Genomic DNA, 26128 nt, shown 5'->3' with positions numbered 1-26128 from the left:
AGATTTGTCTATTCAACCAAAGCATAGCTTTGCATATAACGAGTGAGAGTATCACATTTGCCTGTGGCTATCAGAGCCAGTTCGATGACTCATCTTTAAGCCTCAACATGACCGATGTTCGTGGCTACTTTTAACGCTTGTTTATTGAGATTAGATGCCTCCCAAGCAACAACAACACGACTAGTGAGAGGGATATCATCAATCTCAGCGACTGTCGCGGAATCATCGAGATGTTCAGCCAGTGAGCGCGGAACGAGAGCAATACCTAACCCGGCCTGCGCCATGGCAATCGTCGTACGAAGTTGCGGTGCTGCGAACTGTGGTTCGAGCCTTACTCCTGCGTCGGCAAAAAGTGTGCTCATGCCATCAAACAATGCGGGGCCCGTCTCTCGTGGAAACAGTAAAATTTTATGGCCTCTCAACTGTTTCATCTGGATACAGGGATATTTTGCCAGTTCGTGCCCCGCCGGAATCACTGCGACAAACGGGTCGTTAAACAACACCTTGTGTTCAAAAGGCTCACTGGCGTAGCAGGGTAGCCGCATGATTGCGAGATCAAGTTGTTTGCTTTTTAACTGAGCGGCAAGCTCTGGCATTGACAGTTCCGCCGTCTGTAAATGAACCCCATTCTCTTGAATACGCCCAATCCTCTCCAATACCTTAATGCAGGTTGATGTTGACGTCGCGAACCCAATTTTAACCTGCGTATTTTCACCACGGGCAATCTGTCGGGCTTTTGCTTTAGCGCGTTCCACATCAGCAAGAATATTTACCGCATCCAAATAAAAGACTTGCCCTGCATGGGTCAGTTCTACTCCTCTAGACAAGCGCTTAAATAAGTCCACGCCAAGCTCGTGCTCTAGCTTTTTGATTTGTTGACTCAAAGGAGGTTGCGCAATCCCTAGCTGTTCAGCTGCTCGGGTAAAGTGACGAGTCTCGGCGACCGCGACAAAATACTTCAGGTAGCGAAATTCCATATATTTTCCATATCAAAATAAATCTTTTTTATATTGGATTTAGCGCCGTGTAGAAGTCAATCTAAATATACTCTTCATTGCATAACTGGTCTTACTCATGCGTGGATTTTATAACCCTCTATGTGCTTGTTCGCTTGAAGTAGCGAAAGAATTTTCTGAATACCATCACGTTACCGGAGATGGTGAGATTTATCAGACTTCGTTAATGAGTGCTTTGATCGCTGGAGTTTACGAAGGTTCAACAACCATAGAAGAACTGCTGAAACATGGGGATTTTGGTTTAGGTACGTTCAATGAATTGGATGGTGAGTTGATTGCTTTTGATAAGGAAGTTTTTCAACTCAAGTCGGATGGCTCCGCAAACCCGGCAGACCTGGCGCAAAAAACGCCCTTTGCTGTCATGACTTTTTTTAAACCTGATATCGAGCTGCCACTGACATCGCGCATGTCACGTCATGAAGTCCATAACCTCATAGACGACATGGTTCCAAGCGATAACCTATTTTGCGCAGTGCGCATTGATGGCGTTTTCGATTCAGTTCGTACTCGTACCGTACCTAAACAAACACGCCCTTATCGGCCAATGCTTGAAGTGGTCAAAGAACAACCAACATTCCGCTTCACGCATAAGCAAGGCGTGGTCGCCGGCTTTCGCAGTCCTAAATACACGACTGGCATTAATGTGCCCGGCTATCACGAACACTTTATTACCGATGACCGCCAAGGAGGTGGTCATATCCAGGATTACAGCATTTCGTCAGGGTTCCTCCAGATTGGCAAAGTCTCACGGCTAGTGATTGATACCCCAGTATCGACAGACTTCCTCAACGCCAATTTGGCTCCGGAAGATATAAATACCGCCATAGAAAAGGCGGAAAAGTAACAAAGTCAGGCAAATAATAAGGACAACAAATGCAATCCAAACCTTCAAATAAAAATGGAGCTCAGTTGATCGCTCAACAGCTAGAGTCTCTCGGCATTAAGTACATTTTCGGTATTCCTGGTGCAAAAATCGATCGACTGTTCGATGCGATTGAAGACACTAACATCCAAATGATTCCGGTACGTCACGAGGCTAACGGCGCGTTTATGGCTGGCGTTATGGGAAGACTAACCGGTAAAGCAGGCGTCACAATGGTTACGTCAGGCCCAGGCTGTGGAAATCTAGTTACGGGGGTGGCAACAGCAAACTCCGAAGGCGATCCGCTGATTGCTATCGGTGGCGCGGTGAAACGAACTGACCAGCAAAAACAAACACACCAGAGCATGGATACCGTCAGTATTTTTCGCTCTATAACCAAGTTCAGTGCTGAAGTGCAGCATGTGGACGCCGCAAGCGAGATCATGGCGAACGCATTTCGTATCGCAGAGTCAGGTCGCTCTGGGGCTTGCTTTTTGAGTCTCCCCCAAGATGTTTTATCCGAGGAAACCCAAACGGACATTATTGTCCCCTCGCCTTACACACAGCCTGGTTGCGCAGACATCGCAGCAATCGAAGAAGCGGTCAGTCGAATCAGTAAAGCAAAGCGCTGTGTGGTTTTACTTGGCCTTCACGCGAGCCGCAGTCAAAACGCTGCTGCTATCGCTCGGTTTCTTCAAAATACGCAGCTACCCGTTGTCGGCACTTACCAGGCCGCCGGCACGGTAGACATCAATTACTATCATCACTTTGCTGGGCGTGTCGGTTTGTTTAATAACCAACCTGGCGATGTTTTACTGCGGGACGCCGATTTAATTCTCACCATCGGCTTTAGCCCAATAGAGTATGACCCTGAGCTTTGGAACAGCCACCGCAACCCAGTGATTCACCTCGATATTGAACCAGCAGAATACCAACTTAATTATCAGCCTTGTGTTGAAATCGTCGGAAACATTGCGCAGTCATTAGACAAGATGGGCAGCTATATCTCTGAATATGCTCGCCTTTCCCCAACGGCACTTTCAGTACTGGAAGAGGTAGCACTGCAACGGCAAGTGATCAAAACCTATCCCAATGTCTATAACAAGCAAGGATTTCATCCACTGGCGCTAATAAAAGCTATGCAATCTATCATCACACCGGATACCACGCTATGCCTTGATATGGGGAGCTTCCACATCTGGATCGCTCGTTACTTGAGCTGTTTTCGAGCTCGCCAAATGCTGGTGTCTAACGGCCAACAAACAATGGGCGTTGCACTCCCATGGGCCATTGGTGCCAGCCTACTAAAACCTGGTAGCAAAGTGGTATCGATATCAGGAGACGGCGGTTTTATGCAATCGAGCATGGAGTTAGAAACCGCGGTTAGACTGAACTGCAATATCGTCCATATTGTGTGGGTTGATAACGCCTACAACATGGTAGAAATGCAAGAGATCAACAAATATCAGCGCTGCTCTGGTGTGAAATTTGGACCAATTGATTTCAAGGCCTACGCCGAATCATTTGGCGCGAAAGGCTTCGCAGTGACTAGTCAACACGAATTGCTACCGACATTGAATAAAGCCATGGACGTTGAAGGGCCAGCAGTGGTGGCTATCCCCGTAGATTACAGCGACAACGACAAACTGATGTTGCCGCGCACAGAGAAAAATCAAGATCCCGTTTTTGTAAGTTTCGAAGGAGAAATCGCATGAGAGGATTAAAAAATAAAGTCGCACTCGTGACTGGCTCTGCCAATGGCATTGGTTTGGCCATCGCAAAACGTTTGTATGAAGAAGGCGCAAACGTCGCTCTTGCCGATTGGAATGAAGAGCAGTTGGCAAACGCCGTTGAGGGCTTTGATAAACAGCGTGTGTCTGCGCATTCTATTGATGTTTCTGACCCAGAAAAAGTCGCAGCACTGATTTCTGATGTTGTTACCCGTTTCGGTAAACTGGATATTTTAGTAAACAATGCTGGCGTACATGTCCCTGGTTCCGTGATTGAAGGTAGCGTGGAAGACTGGAAGAAAATCTCTGGTGTAAACATTGATGGTGTTGTTTATTGCGCGAAGTTTGCGTTACCTGAACTCTTAAAAACGAAAGGTTGTATGGTAAATACTGCGTCCGTTTCCGGTTTGGGTGGCGACTGGGGTGCCGCATTCTATTGCGCGAGTAAAGGCGCAGTGGTGAACCTTACCCGAGCGATGGCATTGGACCATGGTGCGGAGGGCGTAAGAATTAACGCCGTATGCCCAAGCTTAGTAAAAACCAACATGACGAACGGCTGGCCGCAGGAAATCCGCGATAAATTCAATGAGCGCATTGCGCTCGGCCGAGCCGCCGAACCTGAAGAAATTGCGTCCGTCGTGACTTTCTTGGCAAGTGATGACGCATCTTTCATTAATGGCGTAAACCTACCTGTAGACGGCGGTGCCACCGCATCAGATGGTCAACCTAAAATAGTGTAAGCATTAACACTGATTGAGCAGAATTTTTAACTGTAAGGTATCCACGCAAAAAAAGAGCCGAGTTTGTACTCGGCTCTTGTGTGCCTGTTCTTAAGCCTGCGATGTTGCTAAACCTGCCGACGCGCCGCCTAATAACACATGATTAAATTCCATTCGAGATTCTTGGGCTTGCTCAGACAGTTCTTGTTTCTTCTTTTGAGCCAACTCAAGCGCTTCGGTTAGTTGCTGTAGCTCTGTTTGCATCTCTTCTGGTAAATGATGGTCCGAAAACCCAGATTCACAGCTGTGTTCTAAGGCAAATGCGCGAATTCTCTTACGCATGCTCATCAGGGCCGCCATTGCTTCGCGCTCTTCTTCAGCCGCCTGTTGAGCTAAGTCTTTAAAGCGCTCAAATTTCGCCAAAGCCATTCCCTCTGTTGACCAAGGGTCAATTTCCGGCAGTTCTTCAATGTTAATGGTTGGCTCTTCGTATTCTGCTTGATGTTTAATATCTAGGCTCGCCGCGCGAACAAAGGACACCATCAACATCACCGAGATAACTAGCAATGGTAAACCTCCCACGATCGCAGCGGTTTGTAATGTCGATAAACCTCCCATGAACATTAGGACGGTTGGCAGAAAAGACAAAGTAAACGCCCAGAACAAACGGTTCCAGCGCATCGGTTCTTCCGTCACATCATTTTGAACCACAGACGCAAGAATGTACGAGATAGAGTCAAACGAAGTCGCCGTAAAAATGATACACAATAGTGTAAAAACACCAATAACGATTGGCCCTAACGGTAATGTGTCTAACGTTGCAAAAATAGCCGCTGGCGCGCCTGATTCGTTGAGGATTGCGATGACATCAAGCTCACCCGTCAATTGCAACGATAAACCATAGTTACCTAAAACAATGAAGAATAAGAAACAACCTAAAGAACCGTAAAATATAGAACCTACGACCATCTGTTTGATCGTTCTTCCACGCGAGATACGCGCAACAAACAATCCCATACAAGGAGCAAAGACCAACCACCATGCCCAGTAGAAAATAGTCCAGTCTTGCGGGAAGTGTGTATCTGTAAACTCACCATAACCACCAAACGACTCCGCCCAGGTAGCCATAACAAAGAAGTTAGACAACATACGACCAATTGAATCTAAGCCCGTTTCTAACATGAACACGGTTGGCCCAACGGCAAGTATAAAGAGTAACAAGCCCATCGCACCCCAGAAGTTAATGTTACTAAGGAATTTGATCCCCTTCTCAAGCCCTGCATACGCGGAGTAACCAAAAATAGCAGTACAGAGAAGTAATACAGCCACTTGGCTGAAGGTATTGTTTGGAAGACCGAAGATATGATGTAGACCACCATTGATAAGAGGCGCTGCTAAGCCAAGCGTAGTCGCCGCGCCACCCAACATACCAAAAATAAACAACACATCAATAAACTTGCCAATACCACCGTTTGCACGCTTTTCTCCTAATACAGGCATTAACGCACTAGAGATTTTCAAAACAGGTTGTTTGCGTACATAAAAGAAGTAAGCGATAGGCAGAGCAGGAATAAGGTAAATTGACCAAGCAATCGGTCCCCAGTGAAACAGACCATAAGTCGCGGCCCAGCGAATGGCTTCTTCACTGCCTGCTTCCAACTGAAATGGTGGTGATTGATAGTAGTATGCCCACTCGATACACCCCCAATACAGAATACTTGCGCCAATACCTCCACAAAATAGCATTGCAGCCCATGAGGCGTTACCAAATTCTGGTTGCTCGTCGGCTTCACCAAGTTTGATTTGGCCAAGATCGCTGAACACGGTGTAAATCATAAAACACATTGCTGCGATACCCAGTGCGAGGTATAACACACCAAGCTTATCGGTCATGAAAAATTTGGCCGAAGCTATCCAATCCGCACCTTGTGTGGGAAATAAAATTAAGGGTATAACGACGCTGAGTAAAAGAAAGAGTGAGCCTAAGAAGGTAGGCTTATCGATGAGAGAAAATGATTTGTCCATATTATATATCCTTATATTTTCAAAGGACATGATCCACATTTCTCGCAACTTCGCCAATTCACAACACTTATCGTTACCACAAGAATAATTGTCTTTAAAAGATGCATTATGTGACGCTGATTTTGTATTCATTATTTGATGCCATAGCGTTTAAATACGGCAACTTTTCTGCCACACCAGCCAGCGCTCCTACCTTTAAAAACCTCAACACTGTTTGCCACCACTGAGGATTCCACAAGCTTAAACGTCGGTTCTAGATAACCCTCCAACTCCCCACTTCGCAAACAAAATGGAGGGAAGCGAGAGTGGTAATCATCATCTATAACGAAACAACCAATTAACAAACCGTCTCTTGTCAGCAATTTATCCACCATAGCAAAGTAATCTGGCCACTGGTCTCTCGGTAGTGCAGCGAGAAAGGATTGATTTTGGCGCAACATGGATGGATGCCGAACTCGCAGCCCCAGCCAATGACAGCGCTTGGCAGACGTTCAACGCCAAAGTGACATTCCCCCAGCGGGCTACTACGAAGTTGGGGCAAAGGCGACTGATGACCAAGAGGTGGGCCAACCTTTTGCTATCACATGGAAACCGAAAGGTTACCTCAACAACACCTTCCACCGAATCGCGCTGATTGTTAAGGGTTAAACATGAAGGGGGAATAACAGTGAAAGCAACATCCTTAAATAAGCGGGTTTTCCCGCTCTCGTTTACTTTTCTCGCGCTGTTAAGTTACTCAGCCTTAGCAAACAATGACGAGTTGATAGCCGCAGGCGAACAGCAAGCGATGGTGTGTAAAGCTTGTCACCAGTTTGAAAAATGGAGGAAGTGCTTGTGAGGCTGCCTCTTTGGGGCTTAGCAGAGCGTGATATTGCCGGCTTTACAGGCTTCAATTACAGCGAAGCCATCAAACAGCATCAAGGTCAATGGGACGCAGAAAAACTGGATGCTTTTTTTGGCGTCACCACCGGAGTTTGCTCCGGGCACAAACATGGTCTTTCCCGGCGTAAAAGACCCGGGTGCGCGAGCCGCAATCATTGCATGGCTAGCAACCCAAAACCCTACACGCCACCAGATTGGAATACTGCTTCATCTGAAATGGAGGTCAAATCAGCTGGTGATGGGATATTAGCGCCAGGAGAGAATATGGAACTCGTCGCGGCAGTCTGCTCAGCCTGTCATTCGTTACACATGGTCACACAACAATGACTAAGCCGCCAACGATCAGATGAAACCTTAGACTGGATGATTGAAGAGCAAGGGATGGATGAACTGCCGGGTGATAATCGCGAAGCCATTCTGAAATACCTTTCGACCTATTATGGGGGTAACTCCCGCCTTTAAAACTAACGCTTATTGATATTTTACATACGTATTCTTTCTGTGTGAGTATCCCCTCAACAGGAATAGAGTGAAGTAACCTCTGTTATTTCACAGTATGTATCGATGAGGTTTAAAAGATTGAAGGCAGAAGAGTTTTTTGACAACCATTACCTTTCTATTTGGGTTTTTCTTGTTGGCGTGGCAGTCATTACCTTGATTATGATGGGAGGCGGCATGGCAGTAACGTTGCTGGCAATATTGATTGACCAGTCGTCTGAGCACTTAACTACTGATACTTTCTTGGCTCTAAACTTTTCTTTTGCTGGGGTCATGACTCTACTGCTTGTTATCCCAAACATGATGATTGTTAGAGGCAAACCTAAAGCGGCAGAAATCAACTTAATCAATATTTACTTTCAGTTCCTTGTTTACGCTCTTGGCCTATTCCTTCTTGAAGATGAACATAAACTTTTTTTTGTTAGTTTTGTACTTTTTCCTATTATCGCTCTCTGGCTCATGGCATCGACCAAATATCATACATTTGTGACTTACTTTTCAGCGATTAAAAAAGAACCAGACAGTTTCCGCGAATACTTTCTAAAGAATTCTCAGTGACGACTAACGTTTCTGCCACACCATCCATTGTTCTCTGCCTTTAAAAACCTCAACACTGTTTGCCACCACTGAGGATTCCACAAGCTTAAACGCCGGTTCTAGATAACCCTCCAACTCCCCACTTCGCAAACAAAATGGAGGGAAGCGTGATAGGTAATTATCATCAATGACGAAAAAACCAATTAGAAAACCTCCGCTTGGCAATAATTTATCCACCATAGAGAAATATTCTGACCACATGTCTCTCGGTAGTGCTGCGAGAAAGGCCCGCTCGTAAATGACATCAAACGATTGAGAAAAATCGGCATTAAATACATCACCCAATACGACTTTATCTTTGTAGTTACCTAACGCTGATTGCGCCATTTTTACCGCTTCTTGGCTGTAATCCATCGCGATCACGTCATGCCCATATTGAATAAAAGTGCTCAGTTCATAAGCGGCACCACACCCAGGAATAAACACTGAATGGCCTACATGAAGTGAATTGTCGAGATAGTCCTTGAGTTCTTGAGGTGTCGATTGGGCATCCCAAGGCATAGTGCCTCGGATAAACAAATCATCCCAGAATTGTGTGTTAATCATTGGTGCCTGTTTCATTTACCCGCTCCCTGATTGCGGTAGTAAAAAATAAAGGGATACGCAGCGCAATGTGGTATCCCTTTTCTAGCCTTTTGTCTGACGTTGTTAGTTTTTTATGACAACCACTTTCTACTGCACTTATGCCACCAATGAGTTAACTGCGAAGATCATTGATTAACGGCTGCTCCGCTTGGTTCGGTACAAACTGGACATTGCCTTTCAGTTTAGTGACAGACTGGAGTGTTGCTTGAATGTCCTCTGCTGATACATGCACATCATGACAACAGAAAGTAATGGCATCGTTGAAGCCATCGCGCTCAATTTTCAAGGAGCCTTTAATATCGTGGCGACGACAGACTTCTTGGATCTGATGCGGATAAACAAACAGCCCTTTTACTTTCACCGCGGAGTCTGCTCGTCCCATCCAGCCCTTAATTCGTGCATTCGTGCGTGAAGAATCAGAACTTGTCTCTAGGTATGCCGATAAATCTCCCGTTGCGTAGCGAATCAGCGGGAACTTCTCATCGAGCGACGTTACAACGACTTCACCGACTTCTCCCGGTTGTACAGGAACACCATCAGGATCAACGATTTCAACAATAATATCTTCGGCAATCACTAATCCTTGTTCACCAGACACTTGATAAGCAATCAAACCAAGCTCTGCACTTGCGTAGGCTTGAAAGACTGCAATGCCTTTTTCCTCAAACATCTGTTGCATGTCTGCTGTAACCGCTTCACCAGAGACCAGAGCTTTCTCAAAGCTAGGCAGCTCATTGTATTTCTCTTGGTACTTTTGTAGCAACGTCAGCAAATAAGAAGGTGTGCCAGTGTAACCATTAGGTTGAAGCTGTTTAATTGCCTCTATTTGCGCTTCGGTATTGCCTACTCCAGCCGGAAATACCGCACAGCCACAAGCCCTTGCGCCACCATCCATAATAAATCCGCCAGGAGAGAAATGGTAAGAGAGCGTGTTATGCACTAAATCACCCGCACAGAACCCAGCAGCGTGAAACGCGCGCCCCATACGCCAGAAATCGGCCTCATCCGTTTGAGCCTCATACAACGGCCCAGGAGATTGGAATACGCGCGCCATTTGACCAATGGCAACGCTATTTAAGCCACCAAACGGCGGTTTAAGTTGCTGCTGATTAGGTACATTGAACTTACGTGTAATCGGGAACTGAGCAAGCCCTTCACGATTGTTTGCCAATGTAGGCTCTAACTCAGAAAAATGCGCCGCGTAATGTTCGCTATTGGCTTTCGAATTTTCAATCAGTGCTGGCAAACGTTGAAACAGCGACTCTTCTCGCGCCTGTAGAGACAACGATTCTTTCGCATCAAATAGTTCGTTCATCCTTGCTCCTTACAACCAACGCTTACGACGTTTGTAAGATTTCAGATTCTTAAAGCTCTTGCGATCTTCATCGCCGCCGCCAAGGTAGAATTCTTTTACGTCTTCATTGTTTAGCAGTTCGTGCTTGCTGCCATCTAGTACGATTTTGCCTGATTCCATGATGTAACCGTAATCGGCCGCTTGAAGAGCGAAGTTGGCATTCTGTTCAACCAAAAGCATGGTAATACCTTGCTCTTTGTTGATCTTGTTAATAATGCTGAATACTTCTTTAACTAGCAGTGGAGAAAGCCCCATAGACGGTTCGTCCAACAAAATCATCTTCGGTCGAGCCATTAACGCTCGGCCAATCGCTAACATTTGTTGCTCACCGCCAGACAAATAGCCCGCCAGGCCAGTGCGCTCTTTGAGTCGCGGGAAATAGTCAAACACCATTTCGATGTCTTGTTCAACTTCGTTGTCAGAGCGTGTATAAGCGCCTAAGCGAAGATTTTCTATTACCGTCATATCTTCAACAATTCGGCGCCCTTCCATAACTTGGAAGATGCCCGAACGGACGATCTCTTCCGGGCTTTTGTTGTCTATACGCTCGCCCATGAAGTTGATTTCGCCGCGCGTCACTTCACCATCTTCGGTTTTCAATAAACCAGAAATGGCTTTCAACGTTGTGGATTTACCCGCACCGTTGGCGCCCAGTAAGGTCACAATCTGCCCTTTTGGAACTTCTAAACTCACACCGCGAAGTACTAGTATTACTTCGTCGTAGACGACTTCAATGTTGTTCACTGAAAGCAGTATTTCTGCCGGTTCGATATTCGTTGCTAATTCAGCCATCAAGCTACTCCTTGCTAGGGTGAGAGTGTTCTCTCACCCATCCTTATTTTCAGTAAGCTTTGTTATTAATAAGTCGTAGATTAGTAACCTAGCCAATCGTCACGACGTGACAATGTCACCTGAGATACTTTCTTAATATCAACTGAGCCGCCATCGTTGTTGCCCATAAAGACGTTCACGGTTGTTGTGCCTCGGTGATCTTCCGGTTTCCAGTTCGCAGGGACACAAACACCTTCTAAACCTTGTGGTACCCAGTTGTCATGGACATACATGCCCTTCTTGATGTTTTCACCTGTGATACCACCGTTGTCTTTCGCCCACTCCATTGCTTCTTTCATATAGAACGCAGAACAAATACCGCGAATGTAATGGTGAGTTCTGAATTCGCCCGGCTCTGATTCAGACTGCTTAGAAATCTCACGAACCAGCTTCATGCCCTCATTATCATCTCCCCAAAACGCCGTCATACCCGGGAAAACGTAATCTTTAAGGCCATCGCCTGCTGCTTCAAGCACTGGCTTGTCGCCGCCCCAAATGTTTGCCATGTACTGGAACTCTGTCCCAACCGTGTTACAAGACTTCACTAGTGAGATAACCGAGCTACCGATATTAGCAATGTAACCATAGTTGGTGCCTGACTCTTTCAGCGACAAACATTGCGCTTTGAAGTCCCCTGGTTTTAGTGACACAACGACTGGGTTTTGCACATCAAAACCAAGCTCTTTAGCGTACTCTGCACACGCTTCTTTTGGCGCATTCGGGAATGGATGGTTATCGCCAATGTGCGTAAATTTCGGCGCACCTTGATTGCCCTTAGATTCCCAATCTTCTTTCGCCCACTTAACTAGCGCACGGCACGCATCTGAGTACGACGCACCATAAAAGAAGTTATAAGGCGCTGGTTTCGCGGTTTTTGGGTTTTTACCGGTTGGGTCAGTTAAGTGACCAGAGTAAGAAGCAGAGAACACCGGCACTTTGTCTTTGGTGACAAACGAAATAAGTGCTTCGGTATCCGCCGTACCCCAACCTTGCAGCGCAACCATGTCTTTACGCGCCACCCAACGTTTATAGTTAGAAATCGCCACTGGTACTTTGTACGCCATGTCTACTGTTTCAAATTCGAGCTCGGTACCGTTAATGCCACCGTTTTGGTTAATCCAACGCAATGCGTCTCGCACGCCAGAACCATAAGGCTTGCTCACATAGGCAGTTGGTCCAGAAAAGTCGACTAATTGCCCGACAAACACAGAATCTTTTGCCCAAGTTGCGGTAGTAAACAGTGCAGATGACAGCACCAACGTTGTCGCTAAATGTCCTTTATTCATAACTCGTTGTCCTTGTTATTGAGGTATATTCCACTTAATTCCACGTTAATATGAGAACGGATAGTGTTTCCAATATGCTCGAATCTGTTGCCAGCGATGCGATAATCCTTGAGGTTCGAAAATGAGGAACAGCATGATGACTAAACCAATCGCCATTTCTTTGAAGTAAGCCAGACCATCAGTGAAAGCGGTGGTATCACCAAACGCTGAAAGCCCCGTTACGCCAAACTCCAAAACTTCAGGCAGCAATACGATAAATATCGTCCCCATCAATGTGCCTTTGACTGAACCCAAGCCACCAATGATGATCATTGCCAAGAACTGGATAGACATCATGATGGTGAAGCCTTCTGCTGATACAAACCCTAGATAATGTCCGTAGAGTGCACCCCCGATGCCCGCATAGAATGCACACACTCCAAATGAGAGCAGACGATACTTGGTTAGGTTGATGCCCATGATCTCTGCTGACAGATAGTGATCTCGTACTGAGACAAACGCGCGACCGTCACGAGAACGGATTAAGTTTGATGCCCACATATACATGAAGATCAGCGCAAACAGAGCGATGTAGAAGAAGCTTTCGTCAGTCGTAAACTCAAAGCCAAACAAATTAATTGGGTTCGCGCTTGCACCGTATGAGCCGCCACTGAACCAATCTGCGCGAGCAAAGAAGTCCTCTAAAATAAACTGCGCCGCCAACGTTGCGATGGCTAGATATAAACCTTTAATTCGAGCCGCTGGCAGACCAAACAGCATCCCCACAATCATGGTTAAGTAACCCGCAAGCGGAATCGCAAACACAACTGGAATATTAAACTGGTTATTTAGCCAAGCCGATGCAAAGGCGCCAAAGCCAAAGAACGCACCGTGACCTAGCGAGATTTGTCCGGTAAAACCAACCAAAATGTTTAAGCCCAATGCTGCGATACCGAGGTATGCAATCTGAATAAACAGGTTTAGGAAGTAAATATCCAAGACCAGCGGTGCTGCCAGCATGGCGATGACACCAGCAATCGCAAGGCTTCTGATGGTTTTGGTTTCAAAAATTGGCGTATCGCTTTTGTATGTGGTTCGAAAATCCCCACATGGGCGCATGCTAAGTTGAGCCATGTTATTTCTCCTTAAATACGCTCAATATCTTTGGTACCAAACAGGCCATATGGCTTGAAGGCAAGAATGATTAACAGCACATAGAATGGTGCGATGTTGTATAAGTTACCCACTTGCAGGTATTGGCTATCAAAAAACTCAGCCAAGTTTTCTAGCACCCCGATGGTAATACCACCGACAATTGCGCCGACTACCGAATCTAAGCCACCTAAAATAACGGCTGGGAAAACTTTGATACCAATAATGGATAGCGCGTCAGATACGCCGTTAACGATACCGATAACAATCCCTGCTGTTGCAGATACCATTGCCGAAATGGCCCAACTGATGGCGAACACTTTCTTGATGGAAATGCCAAGACTCTGGGCTACTTGCTGGTTGAATGCCGTTGCGCGCATTGCCAGACCCATTTTGCTGAATTTGAAGAACCAGTAGAACGCGCCCATGATGAGCATTGAGAAGATCAAGCTCAGAATGTAAGCAAACTCAACATTCAAACCTCCGATATTTACCACGTTGGTTTCGAACACTTGCGGGTACGACACAGCCGAGACACCGAATATCCACTTCATCAGCGCTTGGAAAAACATCGATAGACCGATGGTCACCATGATCACAGAGATAATCGGTTCACCAATCAACGGTCTGAGCACAATGGTTTGCACGGCGATACCAAAAATCATCATGAACGCGAGCGTGAGTAAAAAGCCAATAAAAAACGGTAACTGTAGGTGCACCAATGCCGCCCAACATACCCATGCGCCAATCAACAAGAACTCACCCTGAGCAAAGTTGACCACCTGGGTCGATTTGTAAATCAATACAAAGCACATGGCGACAACGCCATACAACATGCCAACGATCACGCCATTAATGACGAGTTGCAGTAATAAATCCGTATTCACTATGCGATCCTCCGTTGTTCGCTATCCACTAGTGTTGGCTCATGCTCAATAAGCGTTTCAATAACTAGCGACGTTTGAATGCGTGTTTTGGTGCCATCTTGATAAGTGATCACTGTATCGACATCGACTTTTGGATCGTCGCTGTAGATGGTTTCGATGATGTCTCCGTATTTCTCTGCAACCACACCACGGCGTACTTTACGTGTGCGAGTTAGCTCTCCATCGTCGGCATCCAGCTCTTTGTAAAGTAGAATGAATTTACTGATCTTCTGTGCATCCGGTAGGGATTCGTTCACTTTTTGAACTTCTTCACGAATCGCTTGGTACACTTCTGGTTGAGCAGATAAGTTGGTGTAGTTGGTAAATGCCAAGCCGCGTTGCTCTGCCCACTTCGCGACAATCGCATAGCGAATACAGATGATGGCAGACAGCCAAGGTCGACCTTTACCTACCACCACGGCTTCTGCAATAAACGGCGAGAACTTGAGTTTGTTTTCGATAAACTGTGGCGAATAACGGTCGCCATGGCTGGTTTCCGACATATCTTTCAGACGATCAATCACCACCAAGTGACCGGAATCTTTAAAATAACCCGCATCGCCTGTGTGCATCCAACCATCTTGAACATCTTCATCATATGCTGCTTGGTTGTTTAAGTAGCCAGTAAACATGCCTGTACTTTTCGCGATGATTTCACCAACGCCATTGCTGTCTGGGTTGATGACTTTCACTTCTGCATTATCAAACGCAACACCAACGGAATCGTAATCCACATCATCCGCTTGGTGCACGGTGTATGCGCCACACATTTCGGTCTGACCATAAAGCTGCTTAAGTGGCACACCAATAGCTTGTAGGTAACGGAAAGTGTCAGGCCCCATCGCCGCGCCGCCCGTTGCAGCAGATGTTAGGTTCGAAAAGCCTAAACGGTCTCGCAAAGCACGCAAAAGAATCCATTCGGCGAGTTTAGAACGTTTGCCCTGCTCTAACGCTTTGTTGGCTAAGCTCATGCCCAGTTTGTACATCTTTTGCTTAAACGGTGTCGAATCCATCATTCGTGCAGACACGTCTGCCACAATGTTTTCCCACACACGTGGCGCTAACAGCACAAAGTTTGGACCGATTTCACGCAAGTCGGACATCATGGTTTCTTGTTCTTCCACAAAGTTAACGATTTGACGAGAAATCAACGCCTGACCAACCACGTAAACCTGCTCCATAATCCAAGGCAAAGGCAGAACAGAAACGTAGTTGTCGCCTGGGGAACGAGGGTCTGCACGCAAGTAAGCCGCACAGTGATCCAAGAACGTGCCACTGTGTAGCTGAGCCAATTTTGGTTTAGAAGTCGTACCCGACGTTGTACAAAGAATTGAAAGATCGCTGCCTTTGGTTTCAACAACCATATTGAGATATTTGTCTGGGTCCGCTTTATCAATCAGCTGACCTTTTTTGTAGACCTGTTCAACATCAATTAATCTTGGATCATCGTATTTACGCATTCCACGAGGATCGCAGTAAATAATGTATTCAACGCTAGGAATTTCATCACCAAGCTCAAGCAGCTTGTCGCATTGCTCTTCATCTTCGGCAATCACGACTTTTGCTTTTGCATAGTTGATAAGGTACGCCACCTCTTCGTGCATAGAATCTTGATAGATGCCCAGCGAGAAACCTTTGATCGCATGTGCCGCTAACTCGCCCCATACCCATTCAGGGCGGTTATCACCTAGCAAACCAACGACATCTTGCTCACCAATACCCAAATATCGTAGTGCCAGTGCCATCCACTTGACGCGGTTTTCATAATCCTTCCAAGTGAACTCTCGCCATATACCAAACTCCTTTTCACGCATTGCGACTTGTTCGGGCCAGTTCTTGGCATTGTGTTGCAACACTTTTGGAAAGGTATCTAAGCGGGTTATATCTGCCCAATCATTATGTTGCTGTGCCATTATGCACTCTCCTCTAATGTCGGTAACTCTTCGCCTAAGTACGCTTGTTTCACATGTGGGTTGGCCATCACTTCTTCAGGCTCACCCGTAGCAATGTGTTTACCGAAATCCAAAACCAAAACGCGATTAGAGATGTCCATGACCACGCCCATGTCGTGCTCAATCATGATGATCGTGATATCTAATTCTTCATTCAGATCCATGATGTAACGTGCCATGTCTTCCTTTTCTTCCAAGTTCATACCTGCCATTGGTTCATCAAGCAGCAGTAACTTAGGTTTTAAGGCAATGGCACGAGCAAGCTCTACACGCTTACGTAAGCCGTAAGATAGGGTGCCTGCAATCGCTTTTCGGATGTGCTGGATTTCTAGAAAATCGATCACGTCTTCCACATATTTGCGGTGCGCCATCTCTTCTTTCTGCGCATTAGAGAACCAATAGAGTGGCCCCGTGACGAAGTTGTTTTTTAGTAGGTGGTGTCGGCCAACCATGATGTTGTCCAGTACCGACATATGAGAAAAGAGCGCTAAGTTTTGGAAGGTTCTTCCCAGCCCTAACTCAGCTCGTTGGCTTGGTGTACGTTTAGTTACGTCATCTCCAGCGAAGATTACAGAGCCTTTGTTTGGTGTGTATCGACCAGAGATGCAATTGAGCATTGAGGTTTTACCTGCACCGTTTGGACCAATGATTGAAAAAATTTCCTTTTCATTCACATGGAAGCTCACGTCAGTTAAAGCTTTCACCCCACCAAAAGCCAATGAAATATCGTTTACCTGCAACAGAGGCGATTCCGATACCATAGTTGATCTCCCTTTCGTTATTTTAAGTGCGTTCCATTGAGCACTATTTGATCAAACCTAACTTTGATACTGGTAACCGCTTTTACACCTATGCATCAACTTTGTATTCAGTTTACGTAAACGTCAATTTAAAATCAGAATAGTGCCTGAAAGATTAAGTTGCAATCGAGTTCATCGAGAAAGATTTGAACTAACGCAAACTTTAAGTAAATAAATTGTTAATAAAAATTATTCTCAAACGCTTACATATTTGGATAGTTCGGACCACCACCACCTTCTGGCGGAGTCCAGGTAATATTTTGACTTGGATCTTTGATGTCGCAGGTCTTACAGTGGATACAGTTGGCCGCATTTATTTGCAGCTCTGGCTGCTGCTCCCCCTGTACGATTTCATACACGCCAGCCGGACAATAGCGCTGTGCTGGCTCTGCATATAATTCAAGGTTCTGCTCAATAGGGATCCGCTGGTTCTCCAGTCGTAAGTGGCATGGTTGATCTTCCTCATGGAAGATATTGGATAGATAAACGGAAGAGAGGCGATCGAAACTTAACACGCCATCAGGCTTCGGATAGACAATTTCATTGCTGTTTTCCGCCAATAACAGAGACTGATGATCAGGCTTATCACAGCGGATATGCCACTTAGCTTTACCTTTTAACACGTTATGTTCCAGCAGCGCTAAACCACCGCCCAGCCACGATCCAAAGCGGTGGATTCCACTTGAGAAGTTACGTGCTTGATAAAGCTCTTCATATAGCCAAGACTGTTTGAAATGCTTTTGATAATCAGCAGTAACTGACTGACTCTCAAGGGCTTCACATACTGCTTCAGCGGCAAGCATTCCAGATTTTATTGCGGTGTGTGTGCCTTTGATTTTAGCGCCGTTAAGTGTTCCTGCATCACAGCCAATTAACAAGCCACCAGCAAACTGCTGCGTGGGAAGCGAATGAAAGCCGCCCTTGGTAATCGCTCTCGCGCCATAGCTAATACGCTTCCCATTTTTGAGGTATTGCTCAATCAACGGGTGGTGTTTAAAACGTTGAAACTCATCAAATGGACTCAAGTGCGGATTCTTATAATTCAAGTCAACAATCAACCCGACGGCAACTTGGTTTCCCTCTAAATGGTAGAGATAACTGCCACCTGTAGCTTCATTTGATAACGGCCAACCTAATCCGTGCACTACTAAACCTTGCTGATGCTGCTCTGATGGGATTTCCCACAGCTCTTTAAAACCGATAGCGTAGTGTTGAGGCGTTTTCTCTTCAGCAAGATTAAATCGGTTAATCAACTGCTTACCAATATGCCCCCGTGCGCCTTCAGCAAATAAAGTAAACTTCGCTCGCAGTTCAATACCAGGTTCGAAATTTCCTTTTTGTTCACCATTTTTATCTAATCCCATATCGCCCGTGATCACGCCACAAACACGACTATCTTCATCGATGATCGCTTGACTGGCGGTAAAACCTGGGTAGACCTCCACCCCCAAGTTCTCAGCCTGCAACGCCATCCATCGGCATAGACTGCCCAAACTTATGATGTAATTACCTTTGTTATGTAACGTATTAGGCACCGCCCAAGAAGGCAGTTCATGACCATTGATGTCATTGCCTAGATAGTAGGTTTTATCTTGGTTTACTTTGGTATTGAGCGGAGCGCCTTTCTCTTCCCAGTCGGGAAAAAGCTCATCCAAACTCCGCGTTTCAAACACCGCACCCGATAAAATATGCGCTCCAACTTCAGAACCTTTTTCTACCACGCAAACAGAGAGGTCTTGTTTTTTTTCTGCTGCTAATTGTTTGATTCGGCATGCCGCAGACAAACCTGCGGGACCAGCGCCTACAATCAGAACATCAAATTCCATGCAGTCTCTTTCCATGATTGCATTCCTTTTTCTTTGCATGTTTCCAACTTGTTAATCAATAATATATTTAAAGTTGACGCAAACGTAAAGGTAAATTAACATCATTTTAAAGACGTCATCACATCGTCTTCACTGTAAACACATAGTCTTCACTGTAAAAGGAATCTAACGTGAAAATACTAGTGCCAATCAAAAGGGTCATTGATCCCTACGTTAAAGTTCGCGTGAAAGCGGACCATAGCGATGTTGAAACCAATAACGTCAAGATGACGATTAATCCATTTTGCGAAATAGCCGTTGAAGAAGCCGTACGACTAAAGGAGCAAGGTATTGCAGATGAAGTCATCGTTGTCAGTGCTGGCGGTAGCCAGTGTCAGGAGCAACTACGTACCGCGCTTGCATTAGGCGCCGATCGCGCTATTCATGTCGATACTGAAGACAAAATAGAGCCATTAGTTGTTGCTAAGCTGCTCAAAGCTCTAGTTGAGCAAGAACAAGCACAGCTTGTGATTACGGGTAAACAATCCATTGATACGGACAACAACCAAGTGGCTCAGATGCTGGCCGCCCTACTTGACTGGCCTCAAGCAACTTTCGCTTCCGACGTGAAGATTGAAGATCAAAAAGTTCAGGTCGTGAGAGAAGTGGACGGCGGCTTGATGACGGTCGCGATGAACTTACCTGCGGTGATCAGTACTGACTTACGCCTGAATGAACCGCGTTTTGCCTCTTTGCCTAATATCATGAAAGCTAAGCGCAAGCCGTTAGATACCATCACACCTGACAGTCTGGGTGTTGAAGTGGTATTTAGCCAAACCATTCAAGAAATCACACCGCCAGCGCAAAGAAAAGGTGGCATCAAGGTTGAATCTGTCTCAGAGCTTCTCGATAAGCTGCGTAACGAAGCGAAGGTGATTTCATGAAGAACTTAATCATAGCAGAGCATGACAATAACCAATTGCATGCGGACACACTCAAAGTGGTTAATGCAGCAAAACAAGTCAGCCAAGACAATGTTTTGATCGTAGTGGGCCACCAGTGTGAAGAAGTCGCTCAGCAAGCTTGTCGCGTTGATGGTATATCAAACGTAATTTGTGTCGATGATGAGCAACTTAAGCATCAATTTGCCGAGAGTATCGCACCTATTGTAGTGAGTATTGCTGAAGGTTTTGACGCAATCTGGGCTAGCTCATCATCAAAAGGGAAAGACCTTGCACCTCGAGTAGCAGCGAAGTTCGGCGTTGGGCAAATTTCCGATATTGTCCAAGTTATCGATGAAAACACTTTTATCCGCCCTATTTACGCAGGAAACGCATTTGCCAAAGTGACCACCAGCGACAAGGTTCGCGTCATCACCGTGCGCGCGTCTGCGTTTGAGCCGGTTACTTGTCACAACCAAGCTGATATTAAGCATCAGCAGGTCACTATCTCAGCTCCAATGGTTGAATTGGTTTCTGTCGATAAAACCGTGTCAGAACGTCCTGAATTAAGCGCGGCAGAGGTGGTTGTGTCAGGTGGACGCGGGGTCGGTAGCAAAGAGAACTTCGCGTTGATCGAACAAGTGGCCGATAAACTAGGTGCTGCCATTGGCGCTTCTCGCGCGGCGGTTGATGCCGGGTTTGTTGCCAACGACTTACAAGTGGGTCAAACCGGTAAAATCGTTGCACCTAAGCTTTATATAGCGGTTGGGATTTCCGGTGCCATCCAGCATCTTGCAGGAATGAAGGAATCCAAAGTGATTGTCGCGATCAACAAAGATCCAGAATCTCCTATCTTTGAAGTTGCCGACTATGGATTGGTTGGTGATTTATTTGAGGTACTACCTCAGCTTGCCGAACAACTTTAAACGATCAGATAAGGGGCGAACACTGCTATGTTCGCCCCTTTATTTTGTTTTTGGTCATATTCAAAAGAATTGAAATTAGAGGGACCTATGCCAAATTCTGCACCTATTTGGTCACCATCTGCTGAGCGCGTCAGCAATAGCAACTTATTACGGTTCATCGAAAAGGTTAATAAAGACAAAGCCGAAGGTACCGTAATCAACAATTACACGTCTCTACACCAGTGGTCCATTGAGCACAATGATGAATTTTGGCGACATACTTGGCAGTATTGCAACGTAATCGGAGATATGGGTTCGCAAGTCAAGAGCCTTGGCAGTCCCAAATGGACACCAACAGGTTCTAATCATCATCATGTAAATAGAGACACAGTATGGTTTGCTGACGCCACGCTGAACTACGCAGAGAACCTCCTATCTCAGGCTGAACAATCACCAGAGCGTGAGTTTATTGTTTTTAGCAATGAAAGCGGTGAACACCGACAACTCACCGGTAAACAGTTGCTTGAACAAGTTTCTGCCATTCAACAATGGCTACTCAATTGTGGTGTCGGTAAAGGCGATGTCGTTGCGGGTTATTTGCCCTACCTTCCTGAAACCGTTATTGCCATGCTGGCCACCACCAGTCTTGGTGCCATTTGGACTTCAACCTCTCCTGATTTTGGTATCGATAGCGTCGTAGAGCGTTTTGGTCAGGTCAAACCGAAAGTTCTTTTTTGCTGTGATGGCTACCAGTTCGGAGGCAAAGCTTTCGATATGACGGACAAGAACACCACTCTTAGTAGTAAGTTAAGCAGTGCCTCCGAAGAGACTACTATTAGCGTATGCCAAATCGAATATTTACAAAACGCTGAGAGTGCTAGCACTTCTGAGTTTGTTTCTTGGTCCGATATTACTCACCACTTTTCTCCACAATCAATTCAATATCAACCAACGCTGTTTAATGACCCGTTATTCATTTTGTATTCTTCTGGTACAACAGGTCAACCTAAGTGTATTGTCCATTCCGCAGGCGGTACCTTGCTCAATCACCTCAAAGAACATCAACTGCATTGCGACATCAAATCGCAAGACAAGGTTTTCTACTACACAACATGTGGTTGGATGATGTGGAACTGGCATGTTTCCGCTCTTGCGAGTGGTGCAGCCTTAGTGATTTACGACGGTAGTCCGGTTTACCCTGATCACTCCGTCTTATGGCAATTAGCAGAAGAACATAGCGTGTCGCTGTTTGGTACTTCAGCGAAATACTTAGAAGCACTGGAACAGGCAAACTGCTCTCCAAAACTAGAACATAACCTGAAGTCACTCAAAACTCTGTGCTCAACTGGTTCGGTGCTTTACCCAGAACAATTTAATTATGTCTATCAGCACATCAAGCAGGACTTGCATCTCGCTTCTATCGCTGGCGGCACAGATATTTGCGGATGCTTTGTACTTGGAAACCCTATTTCACCAGTTTACAAAGGTGAATGCCAAGGCTCAGGGCTAGGAATCGACGCACGTGTTCTAGAGGATGGTGGACATACTATTACGCAAAAACGCGGCGAACTGACTTGTAATAACTCGCTACCTAACTTCCCTATTGGCTTCTGGAACGACAACGGCGAACGTTATCACAACGCTTATTGGAGCAAGTTTACCGATATCTGGCACCATGGCGACGATGTGATGCAAACCGAACATGGCGGCTTTATTTTTTATGGCCGTAGTGACGCAACCTTAAATCCAGGCGGCGTACGAATCGGTACCGCTGAAATCTACCAACAAGTGAACGCGTTACCCGAGGTTGAAGACTCCATCGCTGTCGGCAAGTTAAACCAGCAGTCTGAAGAAATCTGGTTATTAGTAAAACTCGCTCACAACGTCGAGTTAACCCAACAACTCACCGATTCAATTCGCCAAACATTGAAGACAAAATGTTCACCGCGCCATGTCCCACGACAAATTTTTGCTATCAGTGATATTCCTAAAACGCGCTCAGGCAAATTGGTTGAGCTAGCAGTGAAACAATTGGTAAACGGACAAGCTGTAAAAAACATTGGTGCTATTGCTAACCCAGAAGTGCTGGAAGAAATTAAAACGCTTTTCAACATAGAAGGCGCCACAGTCACTTAGAGACCCAACAAGTCTTCCCACAATACAGACGGGTATAACCTAACTATATTTTAGCTCGCTCGATAACTCCTCCCCACTTTCGTGGAAACTGAGCGAAATATGCTTCATGTACACAAAAAAGGTGAGATAATTCTATCTCACCTTTGAGCCATATGAGCTGGAGCATTAGTTTGGGGGTTAAGCTTTTATCAGTTGGCTCATATCTTCGCGAACTTGTGGCACCGTTAAACCAACGATGATTTGAAGGCTCTCTTGATTTCTAACAATATTCACCGCTCCGTGCTGTGTGAAAAATGCGTTCTCCTTTACCAGAGAGACATCTTTAACTTTAACACGCAGACGCGTCGCGCAATTAGTTAACAAGTCAATGTTTTCTTTTCCACCCAAACCTTCAATAAAGGCACTAGCTTGTGACGGACTTGCGCTACTGTTATGGACCGCTTTCGCTTCTTTGTAGTCAGCTTTGGAATACAACTTACTATCTGCACCTTCACGTCCCGGAGTAAGTATGTTGTATTTTAAAATAAGCGCGCGAAACGTAACAAAGTAAACACCAGTAAACATGAGACCAATAATAATCTGAATCACGTATGTTCCTGCATGGTTACCAGCCAAAGGCAACCAGTTTTGGAAAATGAAGTCTATCAAGCCAGTCTGAAAGTTACCGGAAACACCAAACATAAAGGCGATCGTTGCCATTGTCGCAGATAACAACGCATGCAAAGCAAACAGCGCAGGTGCGATAAATAAGAATGTAAACTCTATTGGTTCGGTTATCCCTGTAAGAATTGCTGTGATTGCGGCTCCGAGCACTAACCCCATCACCATCTTTTTATTTTCTTTTTTCGCAACTGAATAGAGTGCTAGTGCGATACCCGTACAACCAAACACTTTACCCATTCCCGTCAACATCAAACCACCCTGAGGAAATTGTGTCGTTAAACTTTCCGAGCTCTGGGCGAATGTCTGTATATTTTGAATCCAATAGGCAACCGTCCCGCCATCGACTGCAACTGGCCCATAAAAAACGGGACCATATACGAAATGATGCAACCCCGTTGGTATCATGATTCGCTCTAAAAACGTAAATAGCCATACCCCTAACGATCCAGCAGAAACCAAAAATGATTGCAGATTATTAATACCATGCTGAATACTTGGCCAAGTCAAACAAGTTAGAATTGCCATCACGACCATAATGGGGAAACTAATGATCACAACCAATGGCGTTCCGCCAAATACAGCCGCCCAATCCGGTAGCTTTTTATCAAAGAATCGGTTGTGAACCCAAACAGAGAGACTTGCAATTAAAATGGCACCTAGTAAGTTGGTATCAAGCGTTAGAATGCCACCAACTTCAGTCAAACCTCGCTCACCTTCCGTATAGTTCACGCCCAGTTCTGGTCCCCAAAATTGAAGGATTCCACCAATAACGTAGTTAAACGTAATGTAGGAAACGAGTGTTGCAAGTACAGCGCGACCAGATGCTTTTTTAGCTAAAGCGATAGGTAACCCAACGGCAAAAATAAGTGCCATATTTTTAAATACAGCGAGAGATGCCTGTAAAATGATCGTCGAGACTTTAACCCAAGCACTCCCCTCTAGTGCCCAAGGAAACACTTCTTGATTTAACAGCACAACAGAGAAACCCAATAACATGCCCGCTGCTGGAAATAATAGAACGGGAACAAACATCGCGGCTCCGAACCTTTGAATAATGTCTTTCATATAAACCTCTTGTTTCATTCACGGAGTCTACAAGTAGGCCCCGAACGTCCAGTTGTTATTGAAAAAATTGAGGAAGGTAGGCTTTATTTTCTTCTAGTAATTGTTTTGTTATTTCTTTAGCTTTTGGCACATTAACCACGGTACGGTTAAGTGTGAGTGCATTAATCAGCTTTTGCTGACTTCCTTCGTACCAAGCATCCACAACTAATTTCTCGTAACCAAGTTGGCTCTCAATCATGGCTTTTTGGAAGGTTGGGATTTTTCCTACAGTAAAAGCTTTCGGTCCATCACTAGTTAGCGCAGCTGGAACTTCTACCATGGCGTCATTTTGTAAATTTGTAATAGCACCATTGTTCGGTACGATGACGAGATACACATCGCTCAAGTTGTAGGCTAGCGAAGCCGCGACTCTCACCATGTATCGACCATGGATATCGGCATGCAGTGTTTCATGCTTCGTGGTGCCCGCTTCAATTATTCTTGCGTTCAATTCGAACACTCGTTTCTCACGGCCGTTAATTACCTGCCTTGCGCGAGTATTGTTGATATCCTCTTTCGCCACCATTTTTTCAGGGTACAAATAGTACTGAAGATACGTATTCGGCAAAAACTCTGGATTATCAGCAAGCATTGTTCTCATGTTTTTGAATGTGGCTTGCCACGATGGGTCATCCGCTATTTCCGCATCAACCGCACTGATCCCTTCTTTTAGGATGATATTTTTAATTTTGTCCGTTAAGTCTTCACCCTGTTTGTTACGAATTTTGGTAAACCAGCCATAGTGATTAAGCCCAAAATATTCAGGAACGAAGTCCCAAATTTCACATCCTAACAATTGCGCATAGCTGACCATAATCGCTGCTGGCATATCACAGATATTTAGAATTCGCTTATCATGCGGAAATTCACGATTTAAAGCTTCAGCGACAATTGCCGCCGGGTTGGTGTAATTAAGAATCCACGCATCTGGACACGTTTGTCGGATCTCGTTCACTAGCTGGATCATGTCGCCGATAGAGCGAAGTCCATATGCCATTCCTCCCGCGCCACATGTCTCTTGCCCAACACAAGAGTTGGATAGCGGGATTTGTTCATCGCGCTCGCGCATGGTCAACCCACCAGTGCGGATCTGGATAAAGAAAAAGTCCGAATCTGCGAATGCGACAGATTTATCCGTTGTATAAACAAACTCTTCAACTTCTGGATAGTGTTCTCGCAATAGAATTTCAGTAGCTAATGCATTCGATTCTTGGCGTTTCTCATCTATGTCGTAAAACACGACTTTTGCGAGTGGAAAGTTATCTTTTTCGGCAATAAGGCTGTTCATCATACCAAGTGTGTATGTACTGCCAGCACCAACAATCGCTAATTTTTGACGTTTCATTTCGCTACCTCAAATGTTTATCCTGAAAATGTATA

At 45.5% G+C, this 26128-nt stretch carries 21 protein-coding genes and 2 pseudogenes; 9 read left to right on the top strand and 14 right to left on the bottom strand.

What is annotated here, in order from left to right:
• Positions 1-95: 95 nt before the first annotated feature.
• The gene (locus tag R7M92_RS04195; protein ID WP_213893484.1) at positions 96-977 is read right to left on the bottom strand and encodes a LysR family transcriptional regulator; all 882 of its coding nucleotides are present in this window, start codon (positions 975-977) and stop codon (positions 96-98) included.
• A 97-nt stretch (positions 978-1074) separates the two neighbouring features.
• On the opposite strand from R7M92_RS04195, the gene budA reads away from it, so the two are divergent.
• Genes budA through R7M92_RS04180 form a run of 3 tightly spaced genes read left to right on the top strand, consistent with a single transcriptional unit; the run spans position 1075 to position 4348 of the window.
• Positions 1075-1860 carry an acetolactate decarboxylase gene (gene budA / locus R7M92_RS04190; protein WP_005382707.1) on the top strand — a complete coding sequence of 262 codons (786 nt, stop codon included), beginning with the start codon at positions 1075-1077 and terminating at the stop codon, positions 1858-1860.
• A 29-nt stretch (positions 1861-1889) separates the two neighbouring features.
• Entirely contained in the window at positions 1890-3593 is a 1704-nt protein-coding gene (gene alsS, locus R7M92_RS04185; protein ID WP_318132781.1) for an acetolactate synthase AlsS, read from the top strand.
• The gene (locus tag R7M92_RS04180; protein ID WP_054574665.1) at positions 3590-4348 is read left to right on the top strand and encodes an SDR family NAD(P)-dependent oxidoreductase; all 759 of its coding nucleotides are present in this window, start codon (positions 3590-3592) and stop codon (positions 4346-4348) included. Before alsS ends, R7M92_RS04180 begins: the two co-directional genes overlap by 4 nt.
• 90 nt (positions 4349-4438) lie before the next feature.
• On the opposite strand, the gene R7M92_RS04175 is transcribed toward R7M92_RS04180, so the two are convergent.
• Both R7M92_RS04175 and R7M92_RS04170 read right to left on the bottom strand, forming a co-directional pair.
• Positions 4439-6352 carry a BCCT family transporter gene (locus tag R7M92_RS04175; protein WP_318132779.1) on the bottom strand — a complete coding sequence of 638 codons (1914 nt, stop codon included), beginning with the start codon at positions 6350-6352 and terminating at the stop codon, positions 4439-4441.
• Between the two features lie 131 nt (positions 6353-6483).
• Positions 6484-6792: a TPMT family class I SAM-dependent methyltransferase gene (locus R7M92_RS04170; RefSeq protein WP_226083206.1), complete on the bottom strand. Its 309-nt coding sequence runs from the start codon at positions 6790-6792 to the stop codon at positions 6484-6486.
• Here R7M92_RS04170 and R7M92_RS04165 point away from each other — a divergent pair.
• From R7M92_RS04165 to R7M92_RS04155, 3 genes and pseudogenes are all read left to right on the top strand, one after another.
• Positions 6777-7000, top strand: a pseudogene (locus R7M92_RS04165) (molybdopterin containing oxidoreductase); the annotation flags it as partial. The gene R7M92_RS04170 and the pseudogene R7M92_RS04165 sit on opposite strands and share 16 nt — an antisense overlap.
• 76 nt (positions 7001-7076) lie before the next feature.
• Positions 7077-7696: pseudogene (locus R7M92_RS04160) on the top strand (c-type cytochrome).
• 117 nt (positions 7697-7813) lie between these two features.
• Complete coding sequence (locus tag R7M92_RS04155; RefSeq protein ID WP_318132775.1) at positions 7814-8290, top strand: hypothetical protein; 477 nt, start codon at positions 7814-7816, stop codon at positions 8288-8290.
• 3 nt (positions 8291-8293) lie between these two features.
• On the opposite strand, the gene R7M92_RS04150 is transcribed toward R7M92_RS04155, so the two are convergent.
• From R7M92_RS04150 to R7M92_RS04110, 9 genes are all read right to left on the bottom strand, one after another.
• Entirely contained in the window at positions 8294-8890 is a 597-nt protein-coding gene (locus R7M92_RS04150; RefSeq protein ID WP_085569108.1) for a methyltransferase domain-containing protein, read from the bottom strand.
• A 136-nt stretch (positions 8891-9026) separates the two neighbouring features.
• On the bottom strand, positions 9027-10229 hold the full coding sequence (locus tag R7M92_RS04145) for a phenylacetate--CoA ligase family protein (RefSeq protein ID WP_213867643.1): 1203 nt from the start codon (positions 10227-10229) through the stop codon (positions 9027-9029).
• Between the two features lie 9 nt (positions 10230-10238).
• Positions 10239-11060, bottom strand: coding sequence for an ABC transporter ATP-binding protein (locus tag R7M92_RS04140; RefSeq protein ID WP_017633695.1), 822 nt, complete (start codon positions 11058-11060; stop codon positions 10239-10241).
• Between the two features lie 80 nt (positions 11061-11140).
• Positions 11141-12385, bottom strand: a complete 1245-nt coding sequence (locus R7M92_RS04135) for an ABC transporter substrate-binding protein (RefSeq protein ID WP_132937151.1) — start codon at positions 12383-12385, stop codon at positions 11141-11143.
• A gap of 45 nt (positions 12386-12430) precedes the next feature.
• Positions 12431-13498, bottom strand: a complete 1068-nt coding sequence (locus R7M92_RS04130) for a branched-chain amino acid ABC transporter permease (RefSeq protein WP_005382737.1) — start codon at positions 13496-13498, stop codon at positions 12431-12433.
• An 11-nt stretch (positions 13499-13509) separates the two neighbouring features.
• Entirely contained in the window at positions 13510-14403 is an 894-nt protein-coding gene (locus R7M92_RS04125) for a branched-chain amino acid ABC transporter permease (RefSeq protein ID WP_005373295.1), read from the bottom strand.
• Positions 14403-16355, bottom strand: coding sequence for a long-chain fatty acid--CoA ligase (locus R7M92_RS04120; protein WP_318132773.1), 1953 nt, complete (start codon positions 16353-16355; stop codon positions 14403-14405). The genes R7M92_RS04125 and R7M92_RS04120 overlap by 1 nt, the downstream gene beginning before the upstream one ends.
• Complete coding sequence (locus R7M92_RS04115) at positions 16355-17155, bottom strand: ABC transporter ATP-binding protein (protein WP_318132771.1); 801 nt, start codon at positions 17153-17155, stop codon at positions 16355-16357. Before R7M92_RS04115 ends, R7M92_RS04120 begins: the two co-directional genes overlap by 1 nt.
• A 242-nt stretch (positions 17156-17397) precedes the next feature.
• Positions 17398-19035, bottom strand: a complete 1638-nt coding sequence (locus R7M92_RS04110) for an electron transfer flavoprotein-ubiquinone oxidoreductase (protein WP_053304706.1) — start codon at positions 19033-19035, stop codon at positions 17398-17400.
• A gap of 155 nt (positions 19036-19190) precedes the next feature.
• Here R7M92_RS04110 and R7M92_RS04105 point away from each other — a divergent pair, with 155 nt between their 5' ends.
• The 3 genes from R7M92_RS04105 to R7M92_RS04095 all read left to right on the top strand — a co-directional run bounded on the left by R7M92_RS04105 (position 19191) and on the right by R7M92_RS04095 (position 22981).
• Positions 19191-19943 carry an electron transfer flavoprotein subunit beta/FixA family protein gene (locus R7M92_RS04105; protein ID WP_042523555.1) on the top strand — a complete coding sequence of 251 codons (753 nt, stop codon included), beginning with the start codon at positions 19191-19193 and terminating at the stop codon, positions 19941-19943.
• Positions 19940-20866, top strand: coding sequence for an electron transfer flavoprotein subunit alpha/FixB family protein (locus tag R7M92_RS04100; RefSeq protein ID WP_017820355.1), 927 nt, complete (start codon positions 19940-19942; stop codon positions 20864-20866). The genes R7M92_RS04105 and R7M92_RS04100 overlap by 4 nt, the downstream gene beginning before the upstream one ends.
• A gap of 87 nt (positions 20867-20953) precedes the next feature.
• Entirely contained in the window at positions 20954-22981 is a 2028-nt protein-coding gene (locus tag R7M92_RS04095) for an acetoacetate--CoA ligase (RefSeq protein ID WP_318132769.1), read from the top strand.
• A gap of 177 nt (positions 22982-23158) precedes the next feature.
• Here R7M92_RS04095 and R7M92_RS04090 read toward each other — a convergent pair whose 3' ends face one another.
• Both R7M92_RS04090 and R7M92_RS04085 read right to left on the bottom strand, forming a co-directional pair.
• Positions 23159-24709, bottom strand: coding sequence for an alpha-glucoside-specific PTS transporter subunit IIBC (locus tag R7M92_RS04090; RefSeq protein WP_053308067.1), 1551 nt, complete (start codon positions 24707-24709; stop codon positions 23159-23161).
• 55 nt (positions 24710-24764) lie between these two features.
• Positions 24765-26093 carry a 6-phospho-alpha-glucosidase gene (locus R7M92_RS04085; protein WP_318132768.1) on the bottom strand — a complete coding sequence of 443 codons (1329 nt, stop codon included), beginning with the start codon at positions 26091-26093 and terminating at the stop codon, positions 24765-24767.
• Positions 26094-26128 lie beyond the last annotated feature (35 nt).

The sequence above is a fragment of the Vibrio sp. Vb2880 genome, assembly GCF_033337975.1.
GTDB classification, from domain to species: domain Bacteria; phylum Pseudomonadota; class Gammaproteobacteria; order Enterobacterales; family Vibrionaceae; genus Vibrio; species Vibrio alginolyticus.
Note: the sequence above shows the minus strand (reverse complement) of the source record. Positions and strands in the feature narration are given on the sequence as shown.

What these genes read in the sequence shown, in the direction of transcription:
- R7M92_RS04195 (WP_213893484.1), bottom strand. Translation starts at nt 977, where the DNA reads ATGGAATTTCGCTACCTGAAGTATTTTGTCGCGGTCGCCGAGACTCGT.
- budA (WP_005382707.1), top strand. Translation starts at nt 1,075, where the DNA reads ATGCGTGGATTTTATAACCCTCTATGTGCTTGTTCGCTTGAAGTAGCG.
- alsS (WP_318132781.1), top strand. Translation starts at nt 1,890, where the DNA reads ATGCAATCCAAACCTTCAAATAAAAATGGAGCTCAGTTGATCGCTCAA.
- R7M92_RS04180 (WP_054574665.1), top strand. Translation starts at nt 3,590, where the DNA reads ATGAGAGGATTAAAAAATAAAGTCGCACTCGTGACTGGCTCTGCCAAT.
- R7M92_RS04175 (WP_318132779.1), bottom strand. Translation starts at nt 6,352, where the DNA reads ATGGACAAATCATTTTCTCTCATCGATAAGCCTACCTTCTTAGGCTCA.
- R7M92_RS04170 (WP_226083206.1), bottom strand. Translation starts at nt 6,792, where the DNA reads ATGTTGCGCCAAAATCAATCCTTTCTCGCTGCACTACCGAGAGACCAG.
- R7M92_RS04150 (WP_085569108.1), bottom strand. Translation starts at nt 8,890, where the DNA reads ATGAAACAGGCACCAATGATTAACACACAATTCTGGGATGATTTGTTT.
- R7M92_RS04145 (WP_213867643.1), bottom strand. Translation starts at nt 10,229, where the DNA reads ATGAACGAACTATTTGATGCGAAAGAATCGTTGTCTCTACAGGCGCGA.
- R7M92_RS04140 (WP_017633695.1), bottom strand. Translation starts at nt 11,060, where the DNA reads ATGGCTGAATTAGCAACGAATATCGAACCGGCAGAAATACTGCTTTCA.
- R7M92_RS04135 (WP_132937151.1), bottom strand. Translation starts at nt 12,385, where the DNA reads ATGAATAAAGGACATTTAGCGACAACGTTGGTGCTGTCATCTGCACTG.
- R7M92_RS04130 (WP_005382737.1), bottom strand. Translation starts at nt 13,498, where the DNA reads ATGGCTCAACTTAGCATGCGCCCATGTGGGGATTTTCGAACCACATAC.
- R7M92_RS04120 (WP_318132773.1), bottom strand. Translation starts at nt 16,355, where the DNA reads ATGGCACAGCAACATAATGATTGGGCAGATATAACCCGCTTAGATACC.
- R7M92_RS04115 (WP_318132771.1), bottom strand. Translation starts at nt 17,155, where the DNA reads ATGGTATCGGAATCGCCTCTGTTGCAGGTAAACGATATTTCATTGGCT.
- R7M92_RS04110 (WP_053304706.1), bottom strand. Translation starts at nt 19,035, where the DNA reads ATGGAAAGAGACTGCATGGAATTTGATGTTCTGATTGTAGGCGCTGGT.
- R7M92_RS04100 (WP_017820355.1), top strand. Translation starts at nt 19,940, where the DNA reads ATGAAGAACTTAATCATAGCAGAGCATGACAATAACCAATTGCATGCG.
- R7M92_RS04095 (WP_318132769.1), top strand. Translation starts at nt 20,954, where the DNA reads ATGCCAAATTCTGCACCTATTTGGTCACCATCTGCTGAGCGCGTCAGC.
- R7M92_RS04090 (WP_053308067.1), bottom strand. Translation starts at nt 24,709, where the DNA reads ATGAAAGACATTATTCAAAGGTTCGGAGCCGCGATGTTTGTTCCCGTT.
- R7M92_RS04085 (WP_318132768.1), bottom strand. Translation starts at nt 26,093, where the DNA reads ATGAAACGTCAAAAATTAGCGATTGTTGGTGCTGGCAGTACATACACA.